This is a genomic window from Pseudomonas sp. LBUM1670 (genome assembly GCF_059695695.1).
In genome coordinates this window covers 448805-468935 of record NZ_CP166783.1, presented here as the reverse complement: position 1 = coordinate 468935, position 20131 = coordinate 448805, and the positions used below count along the sequence as shown (strand labels likewise).

The following is a 20131-nucleotide window of genomic DNA, read 5'->3' as shown; positions in this document are numbered from 1 at the left end:
GCACTCATTCGCGAGCAAGCCCGCTCCCACATTGGATTTATGAACGACGCGACTCCCCTGTGGGAGCGGGCTTGCTCGCGAAGCAGACACCTCGGTCTTTCAGGTGCACCCAAAAATGCATAACCCCTGCGCCATCGTGCCCGTCTACAACCACGAAACCGCCATCACCACCGTGGTCGACGCACTGATCGCCCACGGCCTGCCGTGCATTCTGGTAGACGATGCCAGCGACCCTTCCTGCGCGGCAGTGCTCGATCAACTGGCCCGGCGCGAGATGGTTTACCTGATCCGCCTCGCCGACAATCAGGGCAAGGGCAGCGCGGTCATGACCGGCCTGCGCGAAGCCTCGCGCCTGGGCTTCAGCCACGCCTTGCAGGTCGATGCAGACGGTCAGCACGACCTGCAAGACGTCGCGACCTTCATCGCACAATCACGCGCCCATCCGCGCGCGGTGATCTGCGGCTATCCGCAATACGATGCGAGCGTGCCGAAAGGTCGCCTGTACGCCCGCTACCTGACGCACGTGATGGTCTGGATCAACACGCTGTCGCTGCAGATTCGCGACTCCATGTGCGGCTTCCGCGTCTATCCATTGCCGCCGACCCTGGCGCTGATCGACACGGCGAAGATCGGCAAACGCATGGACTTCGATTCGGACATTCTGGTGCGCCTGGCCTGGCGCAATCAGCCGATGCAGTGGCTGCCCACCAAGGTGCATTACCCGCTGGACGGTGTCTCGCATTTCCGTATGTTCCACGACAATGTACTGATTTCGAGCATGCACACCCGGCTGTTCTTCGGCATGTTGCTGCGGGCGCCGGTGATCCTCTGGCGACGGTGGCGAGCATGAGCAGCAACGTAGACAAAGAACACTGGGCCGACCGCCAGGAGCGCGGCAGTTTCTGGCTGATGAAGCTCACCGCGTTCGGCGCCAAGGTACTCGGCCGCCGACTGTTGAGCCCGCTGTTGTACGGCATCGTGCTGTACTTTTTCCTGTTCGGTCGCAGTGCCCGCCACAGCGCCTGGCAATACCAGCAACGCCTCACCGACTGGAGCGGTCGCGACGAGTTGCGCCCGACCCACTGGCGCGTATTCGGCCAATTCATGGCCTTCGCCGACTCGATGCTCGACAAGCTCGACGTGTGGAACGGCAAACTGAGCATCGAGCAGATCGAAATCATCGACCCGGCGCTGCTGCGCAATCAGCTGCGTGGCAGCCGCGGGCAATTGCTGGTGGGCGCCCATTTGGGCAATCTCGAAGTGTGCCGTGCGTTGGCGGAGATCGGCGAAAAGGTCACGATGAACGTGCTGGTGCACACCAAGCACGCCGCGCAGTTCAACCGTTTGCTGGGCGAAGCCGGGGCGACCAATCTGCGGCTGATTCAGGTCAGCGAGCTCGACCCGGTGATCATGCTGCAACTGCACGAACGCCTGGAGCGCGGCGAGTGGCTGGCGATTGCCGGAGATCGCGTACCGTTGCACGGCGGGCGCAGCGTGACCGTGGACTTCCTCGGCCACCCGGCAAAATTCCCGCAAGGCCCGTGGCTGCTGGCCGGGCTGTTGAAATGCCCGGTCAACCTGCTGCTGTGCCTGAAGAAACCCGACGGCGATTATCGTCTGACCCTCGAGCCCTTCGCCGACGCGATCATCTGGAAGCGCAGCGACCGCGAACAGGTCATTCATCAGTGGGCTTCACGCTACGCCGAACGCCTGGGTCACTATTGCCTTGAAGCGCCTCAACAATGGTTCAACTTTTACCCTTTCTGGAAGACCGATGACGACGCCAACGCTTGAGCCGGTAACCTTCGGCGAACTCCCTTTGCGCATCGAAGACGTGCTGGCCCTGGCCAACCGTCAGGTGCCGACGCAGTTGCAGGACGATCCTGCGTACCGCGAGCGTATCGCCAAGGGCGCGCGATTCCTCGATTCCCTGCTGGACAAGGAAGGCGTGATCTATGGCGTGACCACCGGTTACGGCGATTCCTGCGTGGTCGCGGTACCGTTGCATCACGTCGAGGCGTTGCCCCGTCATCTGTACACGTTCCACGGCTGCGGGCTGGGCAAACTGCTCGACGCCCAGGCCACCCGCGCGGTGCTCGCGGCGCGTTTGCAGTCGCTGTGTCACGGCGTGTCCGGGGTGCGCGTTGAGCTGCTGGAGCGCCTGCAAGCGTTCCTCGAACACGACATCCTGCCGCTGATCCCGGAAGAGGGCTCGGTGGGCGCCAGCGGTGATTTGACGCCACTCTCCTACGTCGCCGCGACCTTGTCCGGCGAGCGCGAAGTGATGTTCCGTGGCGAACGTCGTCAAGCCGCGGACGTGCATCGCGAACTCGGCTGGCAACCGTTGGTGTTGCGCCCGAAAGAGGCGCTGGCACTGATGAACGGCACCGCCGTGATGACCGGCCTCGCCTGCCTGGCCTACGCCCGCGCCGATTACCTGCTGCAACTGGCCACGCGCATCACAGCGCTGAACGTGGTCGCGCTGCAAGGCAATCCGGAGCACTTCGACGAACGGCTGTTCGCCGCCAAACCGCATCCGGGGCAGATGCAAGTCGCCGCGTGGCTGCGCAAGGATCTGGCGATCGACGCGCCAACCGCGCCGCTGCATCGCCTGCAAGACCGTTATTCCCTGCGTTGCGCGCCCCACGTGTTGGGCGTGTTGGCCGACAGCCTGAACTGGCTGCGTTCGTTCATCGAGATCGAGCTCAACAGCGCCAACGACAACCCGATCATCGACGCCGAAGCCGAGCGCGTGCTGCACGGCGGGCACTTCTACGGCGGCCACATCGCGTTCGCCATGGACAGCCTGAAAAACCTGGTGGCCAACGTTGCCGACCTGCTCGACCGTCAACTCGCGTTGCTGGTGGACGAGCGTTACAACCATGGCTTGCCGAGCAACTTGTCCGGCGCCACGGCGGATCGCGCGATGCTCAACCACGGCTTCAAGGCCGTGCAGATCGGCACCAGCGCCTGGACCGCCGAAGCCCTGAAAAACACCATGCCGGCCAGCGTGTTTTCGCGCTCCACCGAATGCCACAACCAGGACAAGGTCAGCATGGGCACCATCGCCGCCCGCGATGCGATTCGTGTGCTGGAGCTGACCGAACAGGTCGCCGCCGCCACCCTGCTCGCCGCCAATCAAGGCGTATGGCTGCGTAGCAAAGCTGAAGATGCCCGCCCGTTGCCACCCGCCCTCGCCGCCATGCACGAAGAGCTGGCCAAGGACTTCCCGCCGGTCATCGAAGACCGTGCGCTGGAAGGTGAATTGCGCCTGTGCCTGAAGCGGATTGCCGAGCAACACTGGAGGCTGCATGCGTAGCAAGGGAGTGCTTCACACCGATACGGAAATCCTCGTGCCGTTCTTTGACGTCGACACCATGAACGTCGTCTGGCACGGCCATTACGTCAAATACCTGGAAATCGCCCGCTGCGCGTTGCTGGACAGGATCGGCCACAACTACACCGCGATGGTCGAGTCGGGTTACGCCTGGCCGGTGATCGACCTGCAATTGCGCTATGTGCGCGGCGCGGTGTTCGGCCAGAAGCTGAATGTTCGGGCGAATCTGGTGGAGTGGGAAAACCGTCTGAAGATCAATTACCTGATCAGCGATCTGGAAACCGGTGAACGTTTGACCCGGGCCAGTTCCGTGCAGGTGGCCGTCGACATGAGCAGCCGCGAAATGCAGTTGGCCTCACCCAAAATCTTCACCGACGCCGTCGAGAGGGCCTTGCCATGATTTTCTGCCCCCGCGGCTCCCCTGTGGGAGCGGGCTTGCCCGCGATGGTCGTTAACGATAACGCTGGGCACCTGACACCCCGAGGCGCTCTCAGGTTTTTCGCGAGCAAGCTCGCTCCTACAGTGTTTTGCATGTTGCTGGGCATTCCAGGTATGGCCAATGCCTTCGATCTAGAACAACTCAGCGCTCAACTGGCTAAACCTGACGTTATCCACGGGCATTTCATCCAGGAAAAACACCTGCGCGCCCTGCCCCAGCCGTTGACCAGCAAGGGCATCTTCGTCCTCGCGAAAAACCACGGCCTGCTCTGGCTGCTGAAAACCCCGCTGCAACAGGATTACCGCATCACCACCAAGGGCATTGCCCGGCGTGACGCCAACGGTTGGCAGATACTGCCGAGCAAGAGTGCCGGCGCCGAGCAGAACCGCTTGTTCCTCGCCGTGCTGCAAGGTGACAGCAGCGGACTGCAACGGGACTTCGAACTGTCCCTGAGCGGCGATGCGCAGAACTGGACACTGACCCTGATTCCGCGCTCACTGCTGCTCAAGCAGGTGTTCAACCAGATCAACATCACCGGCGGCGAACTGGTCCACAGCATCGAACTGCTGGAAACCCAGGGCGACAGCACCTTGTTGCGCATGCAGGACAGCACCAGCGCCCAACCGTTGAGCGACGCGGAGCAACATGACTTTGCCGAGTGAACGCACGCTTCCACGCCTGTTTCTGATCCTGCTGCTGGCAGTGCTCGCGCTTGCCGGTTGGCAATGGCGTGACGGCGCACCGCTGTCGGCCAACCTGATGGAACTGGTGCCGGGTACGGCGCCGGACGCGTTGGAACTGCGCGCCGAACAACGCATGCAGGAACCGCTGAACCGCGAAATGCTGGTGCTGGTCGGTCACAAGGATCGCCAACAAGCCGTCGCCATGGCGCAGAAACTGGGCGAGCAATGGCAGGCCAGCGGCGTATTCGAAAAGGTCCAGTGGACCCTGCAGGCCGACTTGCCGGCGCTGCGCACGCAGTTGCTGCAAGGCCGGTTGGCGATGCTTTCGGCAGCGGACCGGCAGCAACTGATCGAGCACCCCGACGCTTTTATCCAGCAACGGGTGCAGGCACTGTTCGACCCGTTCACCGGTTTCAGCCTGGTGCCGAGCCAGGATGACTGGCTGGGCCTGACCGGACGCATCCAGAACAGCCAGCCGCAGCACGGTTCGGTGCAACTGGACATCGGCAGCGGCGCACTGGTCGCCGATGCCGACGGCAAGAGCTGGGTTTTGTTGCGGGCGCGCACCACCGGCAACGCCTTTGACATGAACCTGCCGTTGCAAGTGGCCGAACTGCTCAAGCACAGTCGTGAAGAAGCGGCTCAGAGCGACGTGCAACTGCTGGCCGCCAGCGGTTTGCTCTACGCAGCAGCCGGTCAACAGCAAGCCACCCGGGAAATGACCTGGGTCGGCGGCGGCGCCACCGTCGGCATTCTGTTGCTGTTGTTGCTGGCCTTCCGCCGCTGGCGGGTGTTGCTGGCGTTCGTCCCGGTGCTGGTGGGCATGTTGTTCGGCGCGGTGGCGTGTGTGGCGCTGTTCGGCCATATGCATGTGATGACGCTGGTGCTCGGCTCCAGCCTGATCGGCGTCGCGGTCGATTACCCGCTGCACTATTTGTCCAAGAGCTGGAGCCTGAAACCCTGGCACAGCTGGCCGGCGTTGCGCCTGACCTTGCCAGGCCTGACGCTGAGTTTGATCACCAGTTGCATCGGTTACCTCGCGCTGGCCTGGACGCCGTTCCCGGCCCTGACCCAGATCGCCGTGTTCTCCGCCGCCGGCCTGCTCGGCGCCTACTTGTCGGCCGTGTGCCTGCTGCCCGCGCTGCTCAAGGGTGCGGATTTGCGCCCGGCGCAATGGCCGCTGCGGGTATCCGAGTATTTGCTGGATCGTCGTGAAGCGCTGCTCAGGATTGCGCGCACGCCGGTGCTGTTGGCCTTGCTGATCGCCTTCTGTGTCGGCGGTCTGTTGCAGCTCGACAGCAAAAACGACATTCGCCAATGGGTCGGCGCGCCGCAGCAATTGACGGACGAAGCCCAGACCATTGCGCGCATCACCGGTTACCAACCCACCAGCCAGTTCTTCCTCGTGCGGGCCGCCAATCAGCAAGAATTGCTCGAACGCCAAACCGCGTTGAGCGAGCGCCTGGATCAGTTGGTCAATCTGGACAAACTCCAGGGTTATCTGTCGCTCAATCAACTGGTCAGCCAGCCCCGTGAGCAACACCAGGTACGCGAAGCGCTGAACAAGTTGCCGCAATTCTGGCAACCGCTGCTCGACGTCGGCGTGCCGCTTGAAGCGCTGAAAACCGAGCTGGCGAAGTTGCAGGCGTTGCCTGTTGAAGACATCGACAGCGCGCTGACCGGTCCGTTGGCCGAACCCTATCGCACGCTGTGGCTGGGTCCGACCGAGGACGGCGTGGCGGCGATGGTCAGCCTGCAAGGCCTGAACAACCCCGCGCTGCTGCGGGTTCAGGCGCTGGACTTGCCAGGCGTGGAGCTGGTGGATCGCCTGGGTGAGTTGAACAACGTATTTGCCAAAACCCAGATCAGCGCCGCCGAACTGAAACTCGCCTCCTGCGTGCTGATCGTGCTGGTGTTGATTCTGCCGTTCGGCCTCGGCGGCGCGCTGCGCATCGTCGCCCTGCCGCTGCTGGCGGCGCTGTGCAGCCTTGCCAGTCTCGGCTGGCTCGGACAGCCGCTGACGTTGTTCAGCCTGTTCGGGCTGCTGCTGGTGACGGCGATCAGCGTCGACTACGCCATCCTCATGCGCGAACAGGTCGGCGGCGCCGCCGTGAGCCTGCTGGGCACCTTGCTGGCGGCGCTGACCACCTGGCTGTCGTTCGGTTTGCTGGCGGTGTCCAGCACGCCAGCGGTGAGTAACTTCGGGCTATCGGTGAGCCTGGGCCTGGCCTTCAGCTTCCTGCTTGCGCCGTGGGCCCGGCGACACGTGCATGCGACCACCGTCGTGGAGTCGGCAGCGTGATGGTCGTCCTGTTCTGGGCGATGGCTCTGGCGTTGTTCGCCGTGGCCACGCGGGTCGGTCGTCACTTCGGCCTGATCCCGATCGTCAGCCAATTGTTGCTGGCCACCATCGGCCTGCCGTTGCTGATGTATTTCTGGATTGAACCCCACTGGCAATTGAGCGGCGCGACGCTGGTCGCGCCGATTTGGCTGAAAAATCTCTACAGCCTGAGTTTCGCGCTGTTGCTGGGCTACATCCTCAGCGACGTGATCGATCTGCGACTCGATCGCCAGAGCCTGAAAATCGCCCTGCCGAGTTTCTCCGTTCCGTTTGCCTGCGGCCTGGCCACCGCCATCTGGTGGCTGCCGCCACAGCCGTGGATCAGTTCGCTGGCGGTCGGTCTGTTGTTCGCCATTACCGCGATCCCGGTGTTGTATTTGTACTTGCGGCATATCGGTTACCCGACCACCGCCACCCGGCGACTGGTGCAGACTGCGATCCTGATTGACCTCACCTGCTGGACGCTGTTCGCCATCGCCCAAGGCAGCCTGCACCTGAGCAGTCTGCTGCTGCCCTTGGCCTGCGCATGCGTGCCCTTGCTGCTGCGGTTACTCGGCTTGCGCCAGCCACGCCTGTACAGCGGCTGTTTCTTCGCGCTGCTGGTGGTGGCCGAGCACTACAAACTCAATGCGTTGATTGTCGGCATCGGTTATCTGCTGTGCATGGCCGCGCTCAAGGTGCCGCTGGTGTTGCCAGTGCAGGCGATCTGGATGAATCGCTTGCAGACCTGGATCGCGATCCCGCTGATCCTCACGTTCGGCATCGTGCAGATCAATGTCCACAGCGCCATGGATAGCCTTGGCTGGGCGCAACTGGCCGCGCTGTTGCTGTTGCCGATTGCCAGCAAACTGCTGGGCAACTGGCTGGGCCTCGGTTGGGCCGGCGCCTCGTTTGCCGGTGCCAGTCGCTGGCGCGAAAGTGTGCTGCTGAATATTCGCGGCTTGAGCGAGATCGTCTTTCTCAACCTGCTGCTGCAACAACAACTCATCAGCCCGCCGCTGTACTTTGCGCTGATGTTGATGGGCCTGATCGCGACACTGCTGCCGGCATTGGTCGGCATGCACCGAACCCCTTTGAAAGCTGCCGTCCCGGCAAGGAGCCCCCATGCCAACCATTGAAATGGAACGTCGTCAGGTCGTGATCATCGGCGCCGGTCCGTCGGGCGCCATTGCCGCCGCGCTGCTCAAGCGCAAAGGGCATGACGTTCTGGTGATCGAACGCCAGCATTTCCCAAGGTTCTCCATCGGCGAAAGCCTGCTGTCGCACTGCCTGGATTTCGTTGAGGAAGCGGGCATGCTCGATGCCGTTAACGCCGCCGGTTTCCAGTTGAAAAACGGTGCAGCATTTGCCTGGGGCGAGCGCTATAGCGCTTTCGATTTCGGCGACACGTTCAGCCACGGCAAGCCGACCACCTACCAGGTCCAGCGCGCCGACTTCGACAAACTGCTGGCCGATCAGGCCGCGCTGCAGGGCGTCGAAATCCGCTACGGTGAAGCCATTGTCAGCGTCGATGTCGATCGGGCTAAACCGCAGCTCGGCGTGCGTCGTGAAGACGGCAGCGAGTACGCTATCGAAGCTGACTTCATGCTCGACGCCAGCGGTTACGGTCGTGTCCTGCCGCGCTTGCTCGACCTTGAAGCACCGTCGAATTTTCCAGTGCGTCAAGCCGTGTTCACTCACATCGAAGACCATATCGACAGCCCGACATTCGAACGGGAAAAGATCCTCATCACCACCCACCCGACCCAGCGCGATATCTGGTTCTGGACCATCCCGTTCAGCAACGGCCGTTGCTCGGTGGGGGTGGTCGCGGCAGCCGAACACTATGAAGGCCGCATGGATAATCTGGACGATTGCCTGCGCGGGTTCATCGCTGAAACCCCAAGCCTCTCCGGCGTGCTGAACAACGCCGTATGGGATACGTCGGCGCGCACCATCGGCGGGTATTCGGCCAACGTCAAAACCCTGCACGGTCCTGGCTTTGCGTTGCTGGGCAATGCGGCGGAATTCCTCGACCCGGTGTTCTCCTCCGGCGTGACCATTGCCATGCGCTCCGCGAGCATGGCCGCTGGCGTCCTGCACCGCCAACTGCAAGGGGAAAGCGTCGACTGGCAGACCGAGTTCGCCGAACCGCTCAAGCGCGGCGTCGACACTTTCCGTTGCTATGTCGAAGGCTGGTACGCCGGGACCTTCCAGGACGTGATTTATCACGAGGGCGGCTCTGCGGATATTCGCCGCATGATCAGCTCGATCCTGGCCGGTTATGCGTGGGACGAGCGTAATCCGTTCGTCAGCGAAGCCAAGCGCCGGTTGCGCATGCTGTCGGAAATTTGCGCGAGTGATGCCTCTTGAGCTACTTGAGCGAAAACTACGTCGAAGAAACCCGATTCGGTTTCTGGTTCCTGCGCAGCCACACCTGGCAGCATCATGTATTGCGCGTCGCGATCAATGACCTGCGCAGCCTGTTCAGCGAACCGTTGCCAGGCAACCCGGTGTTGCTGGATGCCGGATGCGGTCAGGGCAAGTCGTTCCAGTACCTGCGCCAGACCTTTGCGCCACAACGCCTGATTGGTGTGGACGCGGACCCGCACAGCCTTGACCTGAGCCGCGAAGAAGCCGCCCGTCAGAGCATGGACGTGGAGTTGATCGGTAGCGACTGCGCCACGCTTGCCGTGCCGGATGCCAGTGTCGACCTGCTGTTCTGTCACCAGACCTTCCACCATCTGGTGGAACAGGAAAAGGCACTGACCGAGTTCTACCGTGTGCTCAAGCCCGGCGGTTATCTGCTGTTCGCCGAATCAACCGAGGCATACATTGATACTTGGGTGATTCGCTGGTTGTTCCGCCATCCGATGCACGTGCAAAAGAGCGCTGCCGAGTACCTTGAAATGATTCGTCGCCAGGGTTTCGAATTCAGCCCGAAAAATGTGTCTTATCCGTACTTGTGGTGGAGTCGCGCCAAGGATTTCGGCCTGTTTGAACGCTTTGGTCTGCGCCAGCCCAAACCCTTTGGCCAACGGGAAGAAACCCTGGTCAATGTGGTGGCACGCAAACCGCTTGAAGGTGCTGTGTGATGTTTAGCGCAAATCAAAACTGTGGGAGCGGCGGTGCGGCGATCCGACTTGCTCGCGAAAGCGGAGTGTCAGTCGACATCATTGTTGAATATCAGACCGCATTCGCGAGCAAGCCCGCTCCCACAGGGATAGTGCACATTCTGAGATTTTTGCTGCTCGGCGCAGTCCTGCTGCTGTGCGCCTGCACCAGCCAGGCACCGCTGCCTGAGCAAACCCCGAACGTGCCGTTGCCACAACAATTGCACATCCAGCGTCTGCTGGACGGACAGCGTCAGGATTGGGTGCTGGTGATTGCCCGTGAAGGCCCGGGCATTCGCTGGTCGATGATGGACTTGCTGGGCATTCCACAGGCACGTCAGAAACTGATCGACGGTCAATGGCAGGCCGACGGTCTGCTGCCGCCCAATCCGGAAGCACGGGAGCTGTTCGCCGCGCTGCTGTTTGCACTGACGCCCAAAGATGAACTCAAGGGCAACTACCCCGGCGCTTGGCAGCATGGCGCACAACGCTCCCTGCCGTCGCACTGGGAAGTCCGTTACTCACAACCGTCGAGCTTTGAATTGAACCTGCCCAAAGGTCCGAAGTATTTAGTCACGCCCCTGACCGGTGAGACGCCATGACCGCCTACCTAAATGCCCTCGGGGTGATCTGCGCCCTGGGCCGCGACAAACAGGAAGTTGCGCGCAACCTGTTTGCCGGTGACTGTTCCGGCATGCGCAGCGAGGCCGGCTGGGTTCCGGAGCGCTCGTTGCCGGTGGCCGCAGTGCGCGGCGAACTGGCGCCGATCCCGGCGGAACTGACGAAGCAAAGCAGCCGCAACAATCAATTGTTGTTGGAAGCCGCGCTGCAAATTCGCGACGACATCGATCAAGCGATCCAGACTTACGGCCGCGACCGCATCGGCGTGATCCTCGGCACCAGCACATCCGGCATTGATGAAGCCAGTCGCGGGTTGGCTCATTACATCCGCGAGCATCAGTTCCCGGCCGATTACGACTATCAGCAACAGGAACTCGGTGCGCCGGCGAATTTTCTCGCCGACTGGCTGCAACTGAGCGGCCCGGCGTATGTGATTTCCACCGCCTGCACCTCCAGCGCCCGGGCGTTGATGAGCGCCCAGCGCCTACTGGACCTGGGCCTGTGCGACGCGGTGCTGTGCGGCGGTGTCGACACTTTGTGCAAGCTGACCCTCAACGGCTTCTCGGCGCTGGAAGCAGTGTCCGAACAACGTTGCAACCCGTTCTCGGTGAACCGCAACGGCATCAACATCGGCGAAGCCGCCGTGCTGTTCCTGATGACTAAAGTGGCCGGCGACAAACAGTCGATTGCCCTGCTGGGTAGCGGCGCCAGCTCCGATGCGCACCACATTTCCGCGCCGGAACCGACCGGCCGTGGCGCCCTGCAAGCGATGCGCAAAGCCCTGAGCCGGGCGAACCTGCAACCTGAACAGATCGGTTACCTGAACCTGCACGGCACCGCCACCCAGCACAACGACGCCATGGAAAGCCTGGCGGTGACGGCGCTGTTCCCGACCGGTGTACCTTGTTCGTCGACCAAACCGATGACCGGCCACACCCTCGGTGCGGCCGGCGCACTGGAAGCGGCGTTCTGCTGGCTAAGCCTGAGCGCGGACAACGGCGAACATGCACTGCCGCCTCACGTCTGGGACGGCCAGCCCGACCCTGAACTGCCGGCCCTGAAGTGGGTGACCCCGGCCAATCGCCTGGCGTCCATTGCACCTCGCTACCTGATGAGCAATTCTTTTGCCTTCGGTGGCAATAACGTCAGCCTGATTATCGGAGACGCCCCATGATTGACTGGCCGCTCGCCGAACTGCTGCCGCACGCTGGCGACATGATCTTCATTGATCAGATCCTCGCGTTCGATGAGGAGCAGATCCACACCCGCCTTACCGTCAAACCCGATGGTCTGTTCAGTCGTCCCGACGGCAGCCTGCCAGCGTGGGTCGGCATCGAATTGATGGCGCAGAGCGTGGCCGCCTACGCCGGTTGCCATGCGCGCCAGCGGGGCAATGCCGTGGAGCTGGGCTTTCTGCTCGGCACCCGAAAATTCGAATGCAACGTCGAACACTTTCCCGCCGGCACCGAGCTGACCATCCACGGGATTCGCTCGCTGGAAGACGACAACGGCATGGGCGTGTTCGAATGCCACATCAACGCCCCCGGCATTCACGCTACCGCTCGTCTGAACGTGTTTCGCCCGCCTCAGGCCGCTCAATACCTTCATGAAACTCCACAAAGCCCTTCACAAGGAACCCAGGCATGACTGAATCCGTACTGGTCACCGGTTCCAGCCGTGGCATTGGCCGCGCTATTGCGTTGCGTCTTGCCCAGGCCGGGCATGACATCGTGCTGCATTGCCGCAGCGGGCTTGCAGACGCTGAGGCCGTAAAGATCGAAGTCGAAGCCTTGGGCCGCAACGCGCGCATCCTGCAATTCGATGTGTCGGACCGCGCCAGTTGCAAAGCCATTCTCGAAGCCGACGTGGAAAGCCACGGCGCCTATTACGGCGTGGTGCTGAATGCCGGCCTCACGCGCGACGGTGCTTTTCCGGCGCTGAGCGAGGATGATTGGGATGTGGTGATGCGCACCAACCTCGACGGTTTCTACAACGTGCTGCACCCGGTGATGATGCCGATGATTCGTCGTCGCGCGGCTGGGCGAATTGTCTGTATCACTTCGGTTTCCGGGTTGATCGGCAATCGCGGGCAGGTCAACTACAGCGCTTCCAAGGCCGGTCTGATCGGCGCGGCGAAAGCGTTGGCGATTGAACTGGGCAAGCGCAAAATCACCGTCAACTGTGTCGCACCCGGCCTGATCGACACAGCCATGCTCGACGAAAACGTGCCGGTGGAAGAACTGATGAAAATGATTCCCGCACAGCGCATGGGCACCCCGGAAGAGGTGGCCGGCGCGGTGAATTTCCTGATGTCGGCAGAAGCGTCGTACATCACCCGGCAAGTTCTGGCCGTCAACGGAGGCCTGTGCTGATGAAGCGCGTCGTCGTCACCGGCATGGCCGGCATCACCTCACTGGGCAGCGACTGGGAAACCATCGCCGCCAACTTCGCGGCCAACCGCAGCGGCATCCGCCGGATGGACGAGTGGGATCGTTTCACTGAACTCAACACGCGCCTTGCCGGGCCGATTGATGACTTCAAAGTGCCGAGCCACTGGACCCGCAAGCAACTGCGCAGCATGGGCCGGGTTTCCCGCCTGGCTGTCGGCGCAGCGGAACAAGCCTTGGCCGATGCCGGTTTGCTGGGTGACCCGTCGATCAAGGACGGACGCATGGGCGTCGCCTGCGGCTCGTCCACGGGCAGCACCGACGAGATCAAGGCGTTCGGCAACATGCTGCTCAACTCCGTAGCCGAAGGCCTGAACGCCAACTCCTACGTGCGCATGATGCCGCACACCACGGCGGCGAACATCAGCATCTTCTTCGGCCTCACCGGCCGGCTGATCCCGACCTCCAGCGCTTGCACCAGCGGCAGCCAGGGCATTGGTTATGCCTACGAAGCGATCAAGTTCGGGCGTCTGCCCTTGATGCTCGCCGGCGGTGCTGAAGAACTGTGCCCCACCGAAGCGATGGTCTTCGATGCGCTCTACGCCACCAGCCTGAAAAATGATGCGCCGCAGACATCACCGCGTCCCTATGACAGCGGTCGCGATGGCCTGGTGATCGGTGAAGGCGGCGGCATGCTGGTGCTCGAAGAACTGGAACACGCACTGGCTCGCGGCGCGCACATTCATGCCGAACTCGTCGGTTTCGGCAGCAACGCCGACGGCCAGCACACCACGCGTCCGGAGCAGGCCACCATGCGCCGGGCCATGGAACTGGCCCTCGAAGACGCCGGGTTGCAGCCGTCGGACATTGGCTATGTGAACGGTCACGGCACCGCGACCGAACAGGGCGACATCGCCGAAACACTGGCGACCAGTAGCCTGTTCGGCGAACACATGCCGATCAGTTCGCAGAAAAGTTTTCTCGGTCACACCCTTGGCGCGTGCGGTGCGCTGGAGTCCTGGTTCAGCATTGAAATGATGAACAGCGATTTGTACGCGCATACGTTCAACCTTGATGAGGTTGATCCCCATTGTGGGAAGCTGGATTACCTGCGCGGCGAGTTTCGGCAGATGAGTAATCAGTATGTGATGAACAATAATTTTGCGTTTGGCGGAGTGAATACGTCGTTGATTTTCAAGCGCTGGTCGTAAGCTGCGATATCACCGACATTGAATAGACGCTTGATGAAATTTCCTACTCAACTCGAAGAAATTTCCTCGAACTCGGCGCGTCTCATCTGCCAGGGACTTCTGATTTTTCGTCTGCCTGATCTGGGCGGGATTTATGGCTGTTAGGGTTCAGGGATTCCCTGATAAGCAGTCCTCCAGCCATGACTCAATGTTTCAAAGAACACCGCAGCGATGAACAACGCCTGAACCACAACAGCACGCCCGTTGCTGACTGTGAATGCAAAGAAGAGCGGCTATACGACGCCAACACCTTGGTGACCGAAGTCCCCATCCTCACGTGCGCATGCCTTTGGCGTATCTACCAACGCGAAGCCGAAGAAATAGTTGCCCCCGGCGGGGTTCTGATCGCTGATCCCGTGGAACGCAATCGTGTGATAAATGCCGCTTATGCTCGGCTGTGGTTGCATGATCCGCGGTTCCAGTGGGCCGGGCTCGCAGCGTTTGCTTCCAAGCAGGTTGGCTGCGGACTGCTGCATGCGGCGGACAGTATTGAACTCATTCGCAAGGAGCGTGAGACGCGAGGGCGAATGCGCGACAGCCGCCGAGAACATGGTTTGTTGACCCCGGACAGGATATCCGGGCAGGCAGATGAACTGCGTGACTATAAAGAAGCCGATGCGCGTAATCCGGTGCCTTCGATGGATTTTCGTTCAGCGGGGGAGGACTTGTCGCTGGTGCAACAGCAGTTCCGGCATGTGCACGACATGATGGCGCTTGGGAATACCTCGCTGTTTCTGGATATCTTCCCGCTGCATGAGTTTTATGCGAAGCGTGGGTTGAAGGAGTTGAAGAAATGCCTGAGAGCGCGAGAGGGAATCTATGGGCATCCGAAGTTTCCGGTGCTTTGGCCGGTGGGGCAGAAAAGGCTCCGCTTCGGTCAATTTCAGCAGGAAATTCTTTATGCTTTCGAGGCGATTGACGCCGGGGATGTTGCCCAGAGCGTGGTGTATCTAGCGTGGCATGAGCAGCGCAACATTCTGCAGCCCGCCATTTACGAGGACCCGCAAATGGTGGCTCTGCTACGTGCAAACCACGCTGCCTACGTGACCGGTTTTCCCTCGGGCGTGGCCCAGGCGATCGAGTTGACCCTCACGAGCCAATGCCAACCTGTTGAGGACGGACGCACTATTGGTTTCAGTAGCAATCCACTGGCGGACTTGTCGGACATCAATCAACGCATGCCTTTTGTACTCCGGGCTGCGGCAAGTTTTGATGGCATGCTCAACGACGGTAACCGAGGTGCATTAGAGCAGTCGATTCGAGAAATTGCCTCGGGTGGCGAGGCATGAACCTGCGCAACTGGCACCGAGGCGCAGGCTGGCTGCTTCTGGCTGTACTGATGCTGGCTGCCATCCATCAACTTAAGCAGCCTCTGTGGGGGGAACCGGAAATTGCCCTGGAGATAGGCGGAACGTATGAAGAGATGCGCAACCGTTCTTCAGCCTCTTTTAGTCCGTTGCTCCCTGGGCACCTATGGCTCGGGATTCCAATGGTGGATGCACGAATGCGATTGATTGATCCGCAATACGGGTTCGTCACGCCTCTGGCTCGCTTTTTCACTGTCGGATTTGACGACAATGTGGTTAAAGACATCCGAATGTCCCCCCAAATAGAACCGTTGCTGCTCGATGACGCCCTCAAGGTCGTTCTCGACTTACAGGACCAGTGGCGCAAAAAAGGCTGGGTGGCGATGGGCCTGCGAAACGACCCCACCATCGCCGATACACCCGAATGGCGGGCCAGGCTTGGGGACAGTGAACGATCCGGGCGATCCTTCTGGCAGGCAGGGGACAAGTATCAAGTCATGCTGGTTCTGGGGCAGTTCAATGACTCCAGAAATCCGACCGAAGAACGCTATCTCATCACCCTTTCGATTGCCAAACCGTGGGTACCCTTCGATGAAATTGAAGCAGGGTGGGATCAGGAGAATCCGCTACACCCTGGCAGTCCCAAGCAACCGTCTATCCCCGAGTCGACCGCTGGCAGTGGAGAACCCTGAGTTGCGCGATGGTAACCGTCCCTCTCTGGAGCAGTCGATTCGAGAAATCGCCTCGGGTGGCGAGGCATGAACCTGCGCAACTGGCACCGAGGCGCAGGCTGGCTGCTTATGGCTGTGCTGATGCTGGCTGCCATCCATCAACTGAAGCAGCCTCTGTGGGGAGTACCGGAAATTGCCCTGGAGATAGGCGGAACGTATGAAGAAATGCGCAACCGTTCTTCAGCCTCTTTTAGCCCGTTGCTCCCTGGGCACCTATGGCTCGGCATCCCTTCGGTGGATGCACGATTGCGATTAATTGATCCACAGTACGGGTTTGTCACGCCTCTGGCTCGCTTTTTCACTGTCGGATTTGACGACAATGTCATTGAAGACATCCGCATGTCCCCCCAAATAGAACCGTTGCTGCTCGATGACGCCCTCAAGGTCGTTCTCGACTTACAGGACCAATGGCGCGAAAAAGGCTGGGTGGCGAGGGGCCTGCGGAACAACCCCACCATCGCCGATACACCCGAATGGCGGGCCTGGCTTCGGAAAGGGATCCGGCATGGACGATCTTTTTGGCAGGCAGGCGAAAAGTATCAGGCAATGCTGCTACTAGGCCGTTTCAAAGATTCCAGAAATCCGACCGAAGAACGCTATCTCATTACTCTCTCGGTTGCCAAACCGTGGGTACCCTTCGATGAAATTGAAGCAGAGTGGGAGCAGGTGTACTCGCTGTGCCATGGAAGTCCCAAGCCACCGCCGATCCCCGAGTGTGAAGTACTCAGTGATAAACCTTGAGTTCTCGGCGATGGCTGGTTGCCCAGGAACTTTAAAGCCTCACAAGCCCCTTTCGAAACGTTCAATCAAGTACTGACAGTTAGGGTGGATCAAGGTTATCCAGCACTCGGTTCACCGCCAGCTCCCCGAGCATGATCGACTGTTGAATCCCCAACAGAGTGTTGCTTTGCGATCCTTCCAGATACCTCGCGAAATCACTGGCCATGACGTTGGCTGATGCCAGGGATTCACAGGCGTATTCCAGCAGGGTGTGGTTGTCGATATCGGGGGCGATGAGGAAGATGCCGCTTGGTTGGCGTGGAGCGTCCGGATTGGTTTCCAGTGAATTTTTTGTTGTTTTGGTCATGTTTTGCTCTCCAGGAGTAACGGAGCCATCACCCAATCGCTACTAATCAAAAGGGTGGCAGCGGCGCGCAGGTTAGTAGACCGGGGAGGAGCGAAACCGGCGCGCCCGAAGGCGCCCTGCGCACTGCTGCCATCAAGTGCAGGCATAGAAATACCTGACTGTATGGAGCGCAAGTGCGGTTCACTCGACCACGGGCTACTAAACCCGATCACTGGGAATCAGTGACGCGAATCAAGTTACCGATGGCCCCCAAAGCGCACAAGCCGGCGGATTCTGGATTAGTTGTAGGCAATGCCGCAAGGCGCTGTGGCCTGTCCAAGGTAGTTAGGAAATGTCCCACGGTGATGAGTGAAACCTCCGATGGATCAATACCTCCTGGCCACCAACAACTGCCATTTCTAGAGTGTTCTTGCGGACGCTTTCGCGGGCAAGCCCGCTCCCACAGGGTTCGGCAGTGTCGTAACAATCGTGCTCACACCGCAGAAACTGTGGGAGCGGGCTTGCCCGCGATTGACGGCAAAGCCGTCAGGATTTCAATGGATCAACCTTACGCGTCAACAACTCCACAAACGCCTTCGCCATCGGCGACTTCTGATCTTTACGCTGCACCAGCCACACCGCCGAAACCGCGTCGGGATCGAGCAACGGCCGATACACAACACCATCAATCCGCATCCGCTGATAAGACGCCGGCAGCACCGACACCCCCAACCCCGCCGCCACCAGACCGATGATCGTCATCGCCTCACCCGCCTCTTGCGCAAAGTGCGGGCTGAAACCGACATCCCGCGCCAGGCTAATCAACTGCGCATACAAACCACTGCCATAACTGCGTGGGAAAAACACGAACGGTTCGAGCGCCAATGTCGACAGAAACAATCCCGCTTCACTGCCCTGCATCAACGGATGCTTGGAACTGAGCACGGCCACCAGCGGCTCACGCATCAGTTCCACCACGCTGAGCGAATCCGGCAGCCCCAACGGCCGCATGATCCCGACCTCGATCGACTCGTCCACCAGCGCATCGGCCACTTGGGTGCTGCTCATTTCCCGCAGGCTCAAATGCACCGCTGGAAAGCGCTGGCGAAACGAAAAAATCGCTTGAGGAATGGTCGAGTTGAACGGTGCAGAAGAAGTGAAGCCAATCTTCAGTTCACCCAGCTCACCCAACTGCGCCCGCCGCGCCACGTCAGCCGCTTTATCAACCTGCGCCAGCACCAATCGCGCCTCTTCCAGAAACAGCCGACCGGCCTCACTCAGCTCGACCCGGCGATTGGTCCGTTCGAACAATCGCGCGCCGACCTCCTGCTCCAGCGCCTGAATCTGCTGGCTCAGCGGTGGTTGCGAGATGCCCAGCACCTGAGCAGCGCGGCCGAAGTGCAGTTCTTCGGCGACGGCGATGAAGTAGCGCAGATGACGCAATTCCATGAAAACCCCATTAGGTCGTAAAACCTCTCAAACAGGTCGAACAATATATTGGATTGAATCATTAGGCAGCTATATGCTTTTTTCATTGCCTGACCGGCTGCCTGCCCCGAGGTCTGAAGTGAAAACTGCTGTTGCCCCACTCGCCCATGAAGTTCCGCCCGCCGCGCTCGAGTTCAAGGAAATCTACATCGAAAAAGGCACGCCGATGTTCATGCGCACGGTGCTGGCCTTGTTCTCCGGCGGCTTCGCGACTTTCGCTTTGCTCTACTGCGTACAACCGATGATGCCGCTGCTGTCCCACGAATATTCCATCAACGCGGCGCAGAGCAGCCTCATTCTTTCGGTGGCCACGGGCATGCTCGCCATCGGTTTGCTGATCACTGGCCCGATATCCGACCGAGTCGGACGCAAACCGGTGATGGTGACGGCGCTGTTTGCTGCGGCGCTGTGCACCATCGCCAGCTCAATGATGCCGAGCTGGCACGGCGTGTTGGTGATGCGCGCGCTGATCGGGTTGTCGTTGAGTGGCCTGGCGGCGGTCGCCATGACGTACCTGAGCGAAGAGATTCATCCTCGGCACATCGGCCTGGCGATGGGTCTGTACATCGGCGGCAACGCGATTGGCGGGATGTGCGGACGCTTGATTACCGGGGTGTTGATCGACTTCGTCAGCTGGCACACGGCGATGCTGGTGATTGGCGGCCTGGCGCTGATCGCGGCGGCGGTGTTCTGGAAAATCCTTCCCGAATCACGCAACTTCCGCGCTCGCTCGCTGCACCCGCGCAGCCTGCTCGACGGCTTCACCATGCACTTTCGCGATGCCGGTTTGCCGTTGTTGTTTCTCGAAGCCTTTGTGCTGATGGGCGCGTTCGTCACACTGTTCAACTACATCGGTTATCGCCTGCTGGCCGACCCGTATGACATGGACCAGGTGTTCGTCGGACTGCTTTCGGTGGTGTACCTGTCGGGTATTTATAGTTCGGCGAAAATCGGTGCATTGGCGGACAAACTGGGCCGACGTCAGGTGCTTTGGGCCACCATTGTCCTGATGCTCGCCGGCTTGGTCCTGACGATGTTCACGCCACTGCCCGTGGTGATCATCGGCATGTTGGTTTTCACCTTCGGCTTCTTCGGTGCTCACTCGGTCGCGAGCAGCTGGATCGGCCGCCGCGCTACCAAAGCCAAGGGGCAGGCATCGTCGCTGTATTTGTTCAGTTACTACGCCGGGTCGAGCATTGCCGGCACGGCGGGAGGGGTGTTCTGGCACCTGGGCGGGTGGAACGGGATCGGGTTGTTTATTGGCGCGTTGCTGGTGGTGGCGTTGTTGATTGCGTTGAAACTGGCGAAGTTGCCGTTGTTGCCTGGGGCTGCACGGGTTTAGGTTGGAATGGGGTGTATATCCGTTTCTTCGGTAACGGCCGCTGGCGG

General features: G+C 60.6%; 20 protein-coding genes. 18 read left to right on the top strand and 2 right to left on the bottom strand.

Annotated elements, in window-relative coordinates; genetic code table 11:
• The first annotated feature begins 115 nt into the window (after positions 1 to 115).
• The 17 genes from ACA073_RS02225 to ACA073_RS02145 all read left to right on the top strand — a co-directional run bounded on the left by ACA073_RS02225 (position 116) and on the right by ACA073_RS02145 (position 16929).
• Entirely contained in the window at positions 116 to 850 is a 735-nt protein-coding gene (locus ACA073_RS02225) for a glycosyltransferase family 2 protein (RefSeq protein ID WP_497401317.1), read from the top strand.
• The gene (locus ACA073_RS02220) at positions 847 to 1794 is read left to right on the top strand and encodes a lysophospholipid acyltransferase family protein (protein WP_497401315.1); all 948 of its coding nucleotides are present in this window, start codon (positions 847 to 849) and stop codon (positions 1792 to 1794) included. The genes ACA073_RS02225 and ACA073_RS02220 overlap by 4 nt, the downstream gene beginning before the upstream one ends.
• Entirely contained in the window at positions 1775 to 3319 is a 1545-nt protein-coding gene (locus ACA073_RS02215; protein ID WP_497401313.1) for an HAL/PAL/TAL family ammonia-lyase, read from the top strand. Before ACA073_RS02220 ends, ACA073_RS02215 begins: the two co-directional genes overlap by 20 nt.
• Positions 3312 to 3737, top strand: a complete 426-nt coding sequence (locus ACA073_RS02210) for an acyl-CoA thioesterase (RefSeq protein WP_462008478.1) — start codon at positions 3312 to 3314, stop codon at positions 3735 to 3737. Before ACA073_RS02215 ends, ACA073_RS02210 begins: the two co-directional genes overlap by 8 nt.
• Positions 3734 to 4438 carry an outer membrane lipoprotein carrier protein LolA gene (locus tag ACA073_RS02205; protein WP_497401311.1) on the top strand — a complete coding sequence of 235 codons (705 nt, stop codon included), beginning with the start codon at positions 3734 to 3736 and terminating at the stop codon, positions 4436 to 4438. The genes ACA073_RS02210 and ACA073_RS02205 overlap by 4 nt, the downstream gene beginning before the upstream one ends.
• Positions 4422 to 6761, top strand: coding sequence for an MMPL family transporter (locus ACA073_RS02200; protein ID WP_497401309.1), 2340 nt, complete (start codon positions 4422 to 4424; stop codon positions 6759 to 6761). Before ACA073_RS02205 ends, ACA073_RS02200 begins: the two co-directional genes overlap by 17 nt.
• Positions 6761 to 7918 carry a cation:proton antiporter gene (locus ACA073_RS02195; RefSeq protein ID WP_497403956.1) on the top strand — a complete coding sequence of 386 codons (1158 nt, stop codon included), beginning with the start codon at positions 6761 to 6763 and terminating at the stop codon, positions 7916 to 7918. The genes ACA073_RS02200 and ACA073_RS02195 overlap by 1 nt, the downstream gene beginning before the upstream one ends.
• Positions 7905 to 9152 (top strand): NAD(P)/FAD-dependent oxidoreductase, encoded by a 1248-nt coding sequence (locus ACA073_RS02190; protein ID WP_497401308.1) that lies wholly within the window; start codon positions 7905 to 7907, stop codon positions 9150 to 9152. The genes ACA073_RS02195 and ACA073_RS02190 overlap by 14 nt, the downstream gene beginning before the upstream one ends.
• Positions 9149 to 9874: a class I SAM-dependent methyltransferase gene (locus ACA073_RS02185; protein ID WP_497401306.1), complete on the top strand. Its 726-nt coding sequence runs from the start codon at positions 9149 to 9151 to the stop codon at positions 9872 to 9874. Before ACA073_RS02190 ends, ACA073_RS02185 begins: the two co-directional genes overlap by 4 nt.
• Entirely contained in the window at positions 9874 to 10494 is a 621-nt protein-coding gene (locus ACA073_RS02180; protein WP_497401304.1) for a hypothetical protein, read from the top strand. Before ACA073_RS02185 ends, ACA073_RS02180 begins: the two co-directional genes overlap by 1 nt.
• Entirely contained in the window at positions 10491 to 11687 is a 1197-nt protein-coding gene (locus ACA073_RS02175; RefSeq protein ID WP_497401302.1) for a beta-ketoacyl-[acyl-carrier-protein] synthase family protein, read from the top strand. Before ACA073_RS02180 ends, ACA073_RS02175 begins: the two co-directional genes overlap by 4 nt.
• Positions 11684 to 12160, top strand: a complete 477-nt coding sequence (locus tag ACA073_RS02170; protein ID WP_497401300.1) for a hotdog family protein — start codon at positions 11684 to 11686, stop codon at positions 12158 to 12160. Before ACA073_RS02175 ends, ACA073_RS02170 begins: the two co-directional genes overlap by 4 nt.
• Positions 12157 to 12885 carry a 3-oxoacyl-ACP reductase FabG gene (gene fabG / locus ACA073_RS02165; RefSeq protein WP_497401299.1) on the top strand — a complete coding sequence of 243 codons (729 nt, stop codon included), beginning with the start codon at positions 12157 to 12159 and terminating at the stop codon, positions 12883 to 12885. The genes ACA073_RS02170 and fabG overlap by 4 nt, the downstream gene beginning before the upstream one ends.
• Complete coding sequence (locus ACA073_RS02160; RefSeq protein WP_497401297.1) at positions 12885 to 14111, top strand: beta-ketoacyl-ACP synthase; 1227 nt, start codon at positions 12885 to 12887, stop codon at positions 14109 to 14111. The genes fabG and ACA073_RS02160 overlap by 1 nt, the downstream gene beginning before the upstream one ends.
• Before the next feature lie 179 nt (positions 14112 to 14290).
• On the top strand, positions 14291 to 15439 hold the full coding sequence (locus ACA073_RS02155; RefSeq protein WP_497401296.1) for a DUF2515 family protein: 1149 nt from the start codon (positions 14291 to 14293) through the stop codon (positions 15437 to 15439).
• Positions 15436 to 16149, top strand: a complete 714-nt coding sequence (locus ACA073_RS02150; RefSeq protein ID WP_497401294.1) for a hypothetical protein — start codon at positions 15436 to 15438, stop codon at positions 16147 to 16149. The genes ACA073_RS02155 and ACA073_RS02150 overlap by 4 nt, the downstream gene beginning before the upstream one ends.
• Before the next feature lie 66 nt (positions 16150 to 16215).
• On the top strand, positions 16216 to 16929 hold the full coding sequence (locus ACA073_RS02145) for a hypothetical protein (protein ID WP_497401292.1): 714 nt from the start codon (positions 16216 to 16218) through the stop codon (positions 16927 to 16929).
• A 79-nt stretch (positions 16930 to 17008) separates the two neighbouring features.
• On the opposite strand, the gene ACA073_RS02140 is transcribed toward ACA073_RS02145, so the two are convergent.
• Both ACA073_RS02140 and ACA073_RS02135 read right to left on the bottom strand, forming a co-directional pair.
• The gene (locus ACA073_RS02140; protein WP_497401290.1) at positions 17009 to 17275 is read right to left on the bottom strand and encodes a DUF6124 family protein; all 267 of its coding nucleotides are present in this window, start codon (positions 17273 to 17275) and stop codon (positions 17009 to 17011) included.
• A gap of 525 nt (positions 17276 to 17800) precedes the next feature.
• Positions 17801 to 18703 (bottom strand): LysR family transcriptional regulator, encoded by a 903-nt coding sequence (locus ACA073_RS02135; RefSeq protein WP_497401288.1) that lies wholly within the window; start codon positions 18701 to 18703, stop codon positions 17801 to 17803.
• A 118-nt stretch (positions 18704 to 18821) separates the two neighbouring features.
• On the opposite strand from ACA073_RS02135, the gene ACA073_RS02130 reads away from it, so the two are divergent.
• Positions 18822 to 20084: an MFS transporter gene (locus ACA073_RS02130; RefSeq protein WP_497401286.1), complete on the top strand. Its 1263-nt coding sequence runs from the start codon at positions 18822 to 18824 to the stop codon at positions 20082 to 20084.
• Positions 20085 to 20131: the final 47 nt, after the last annotated feature.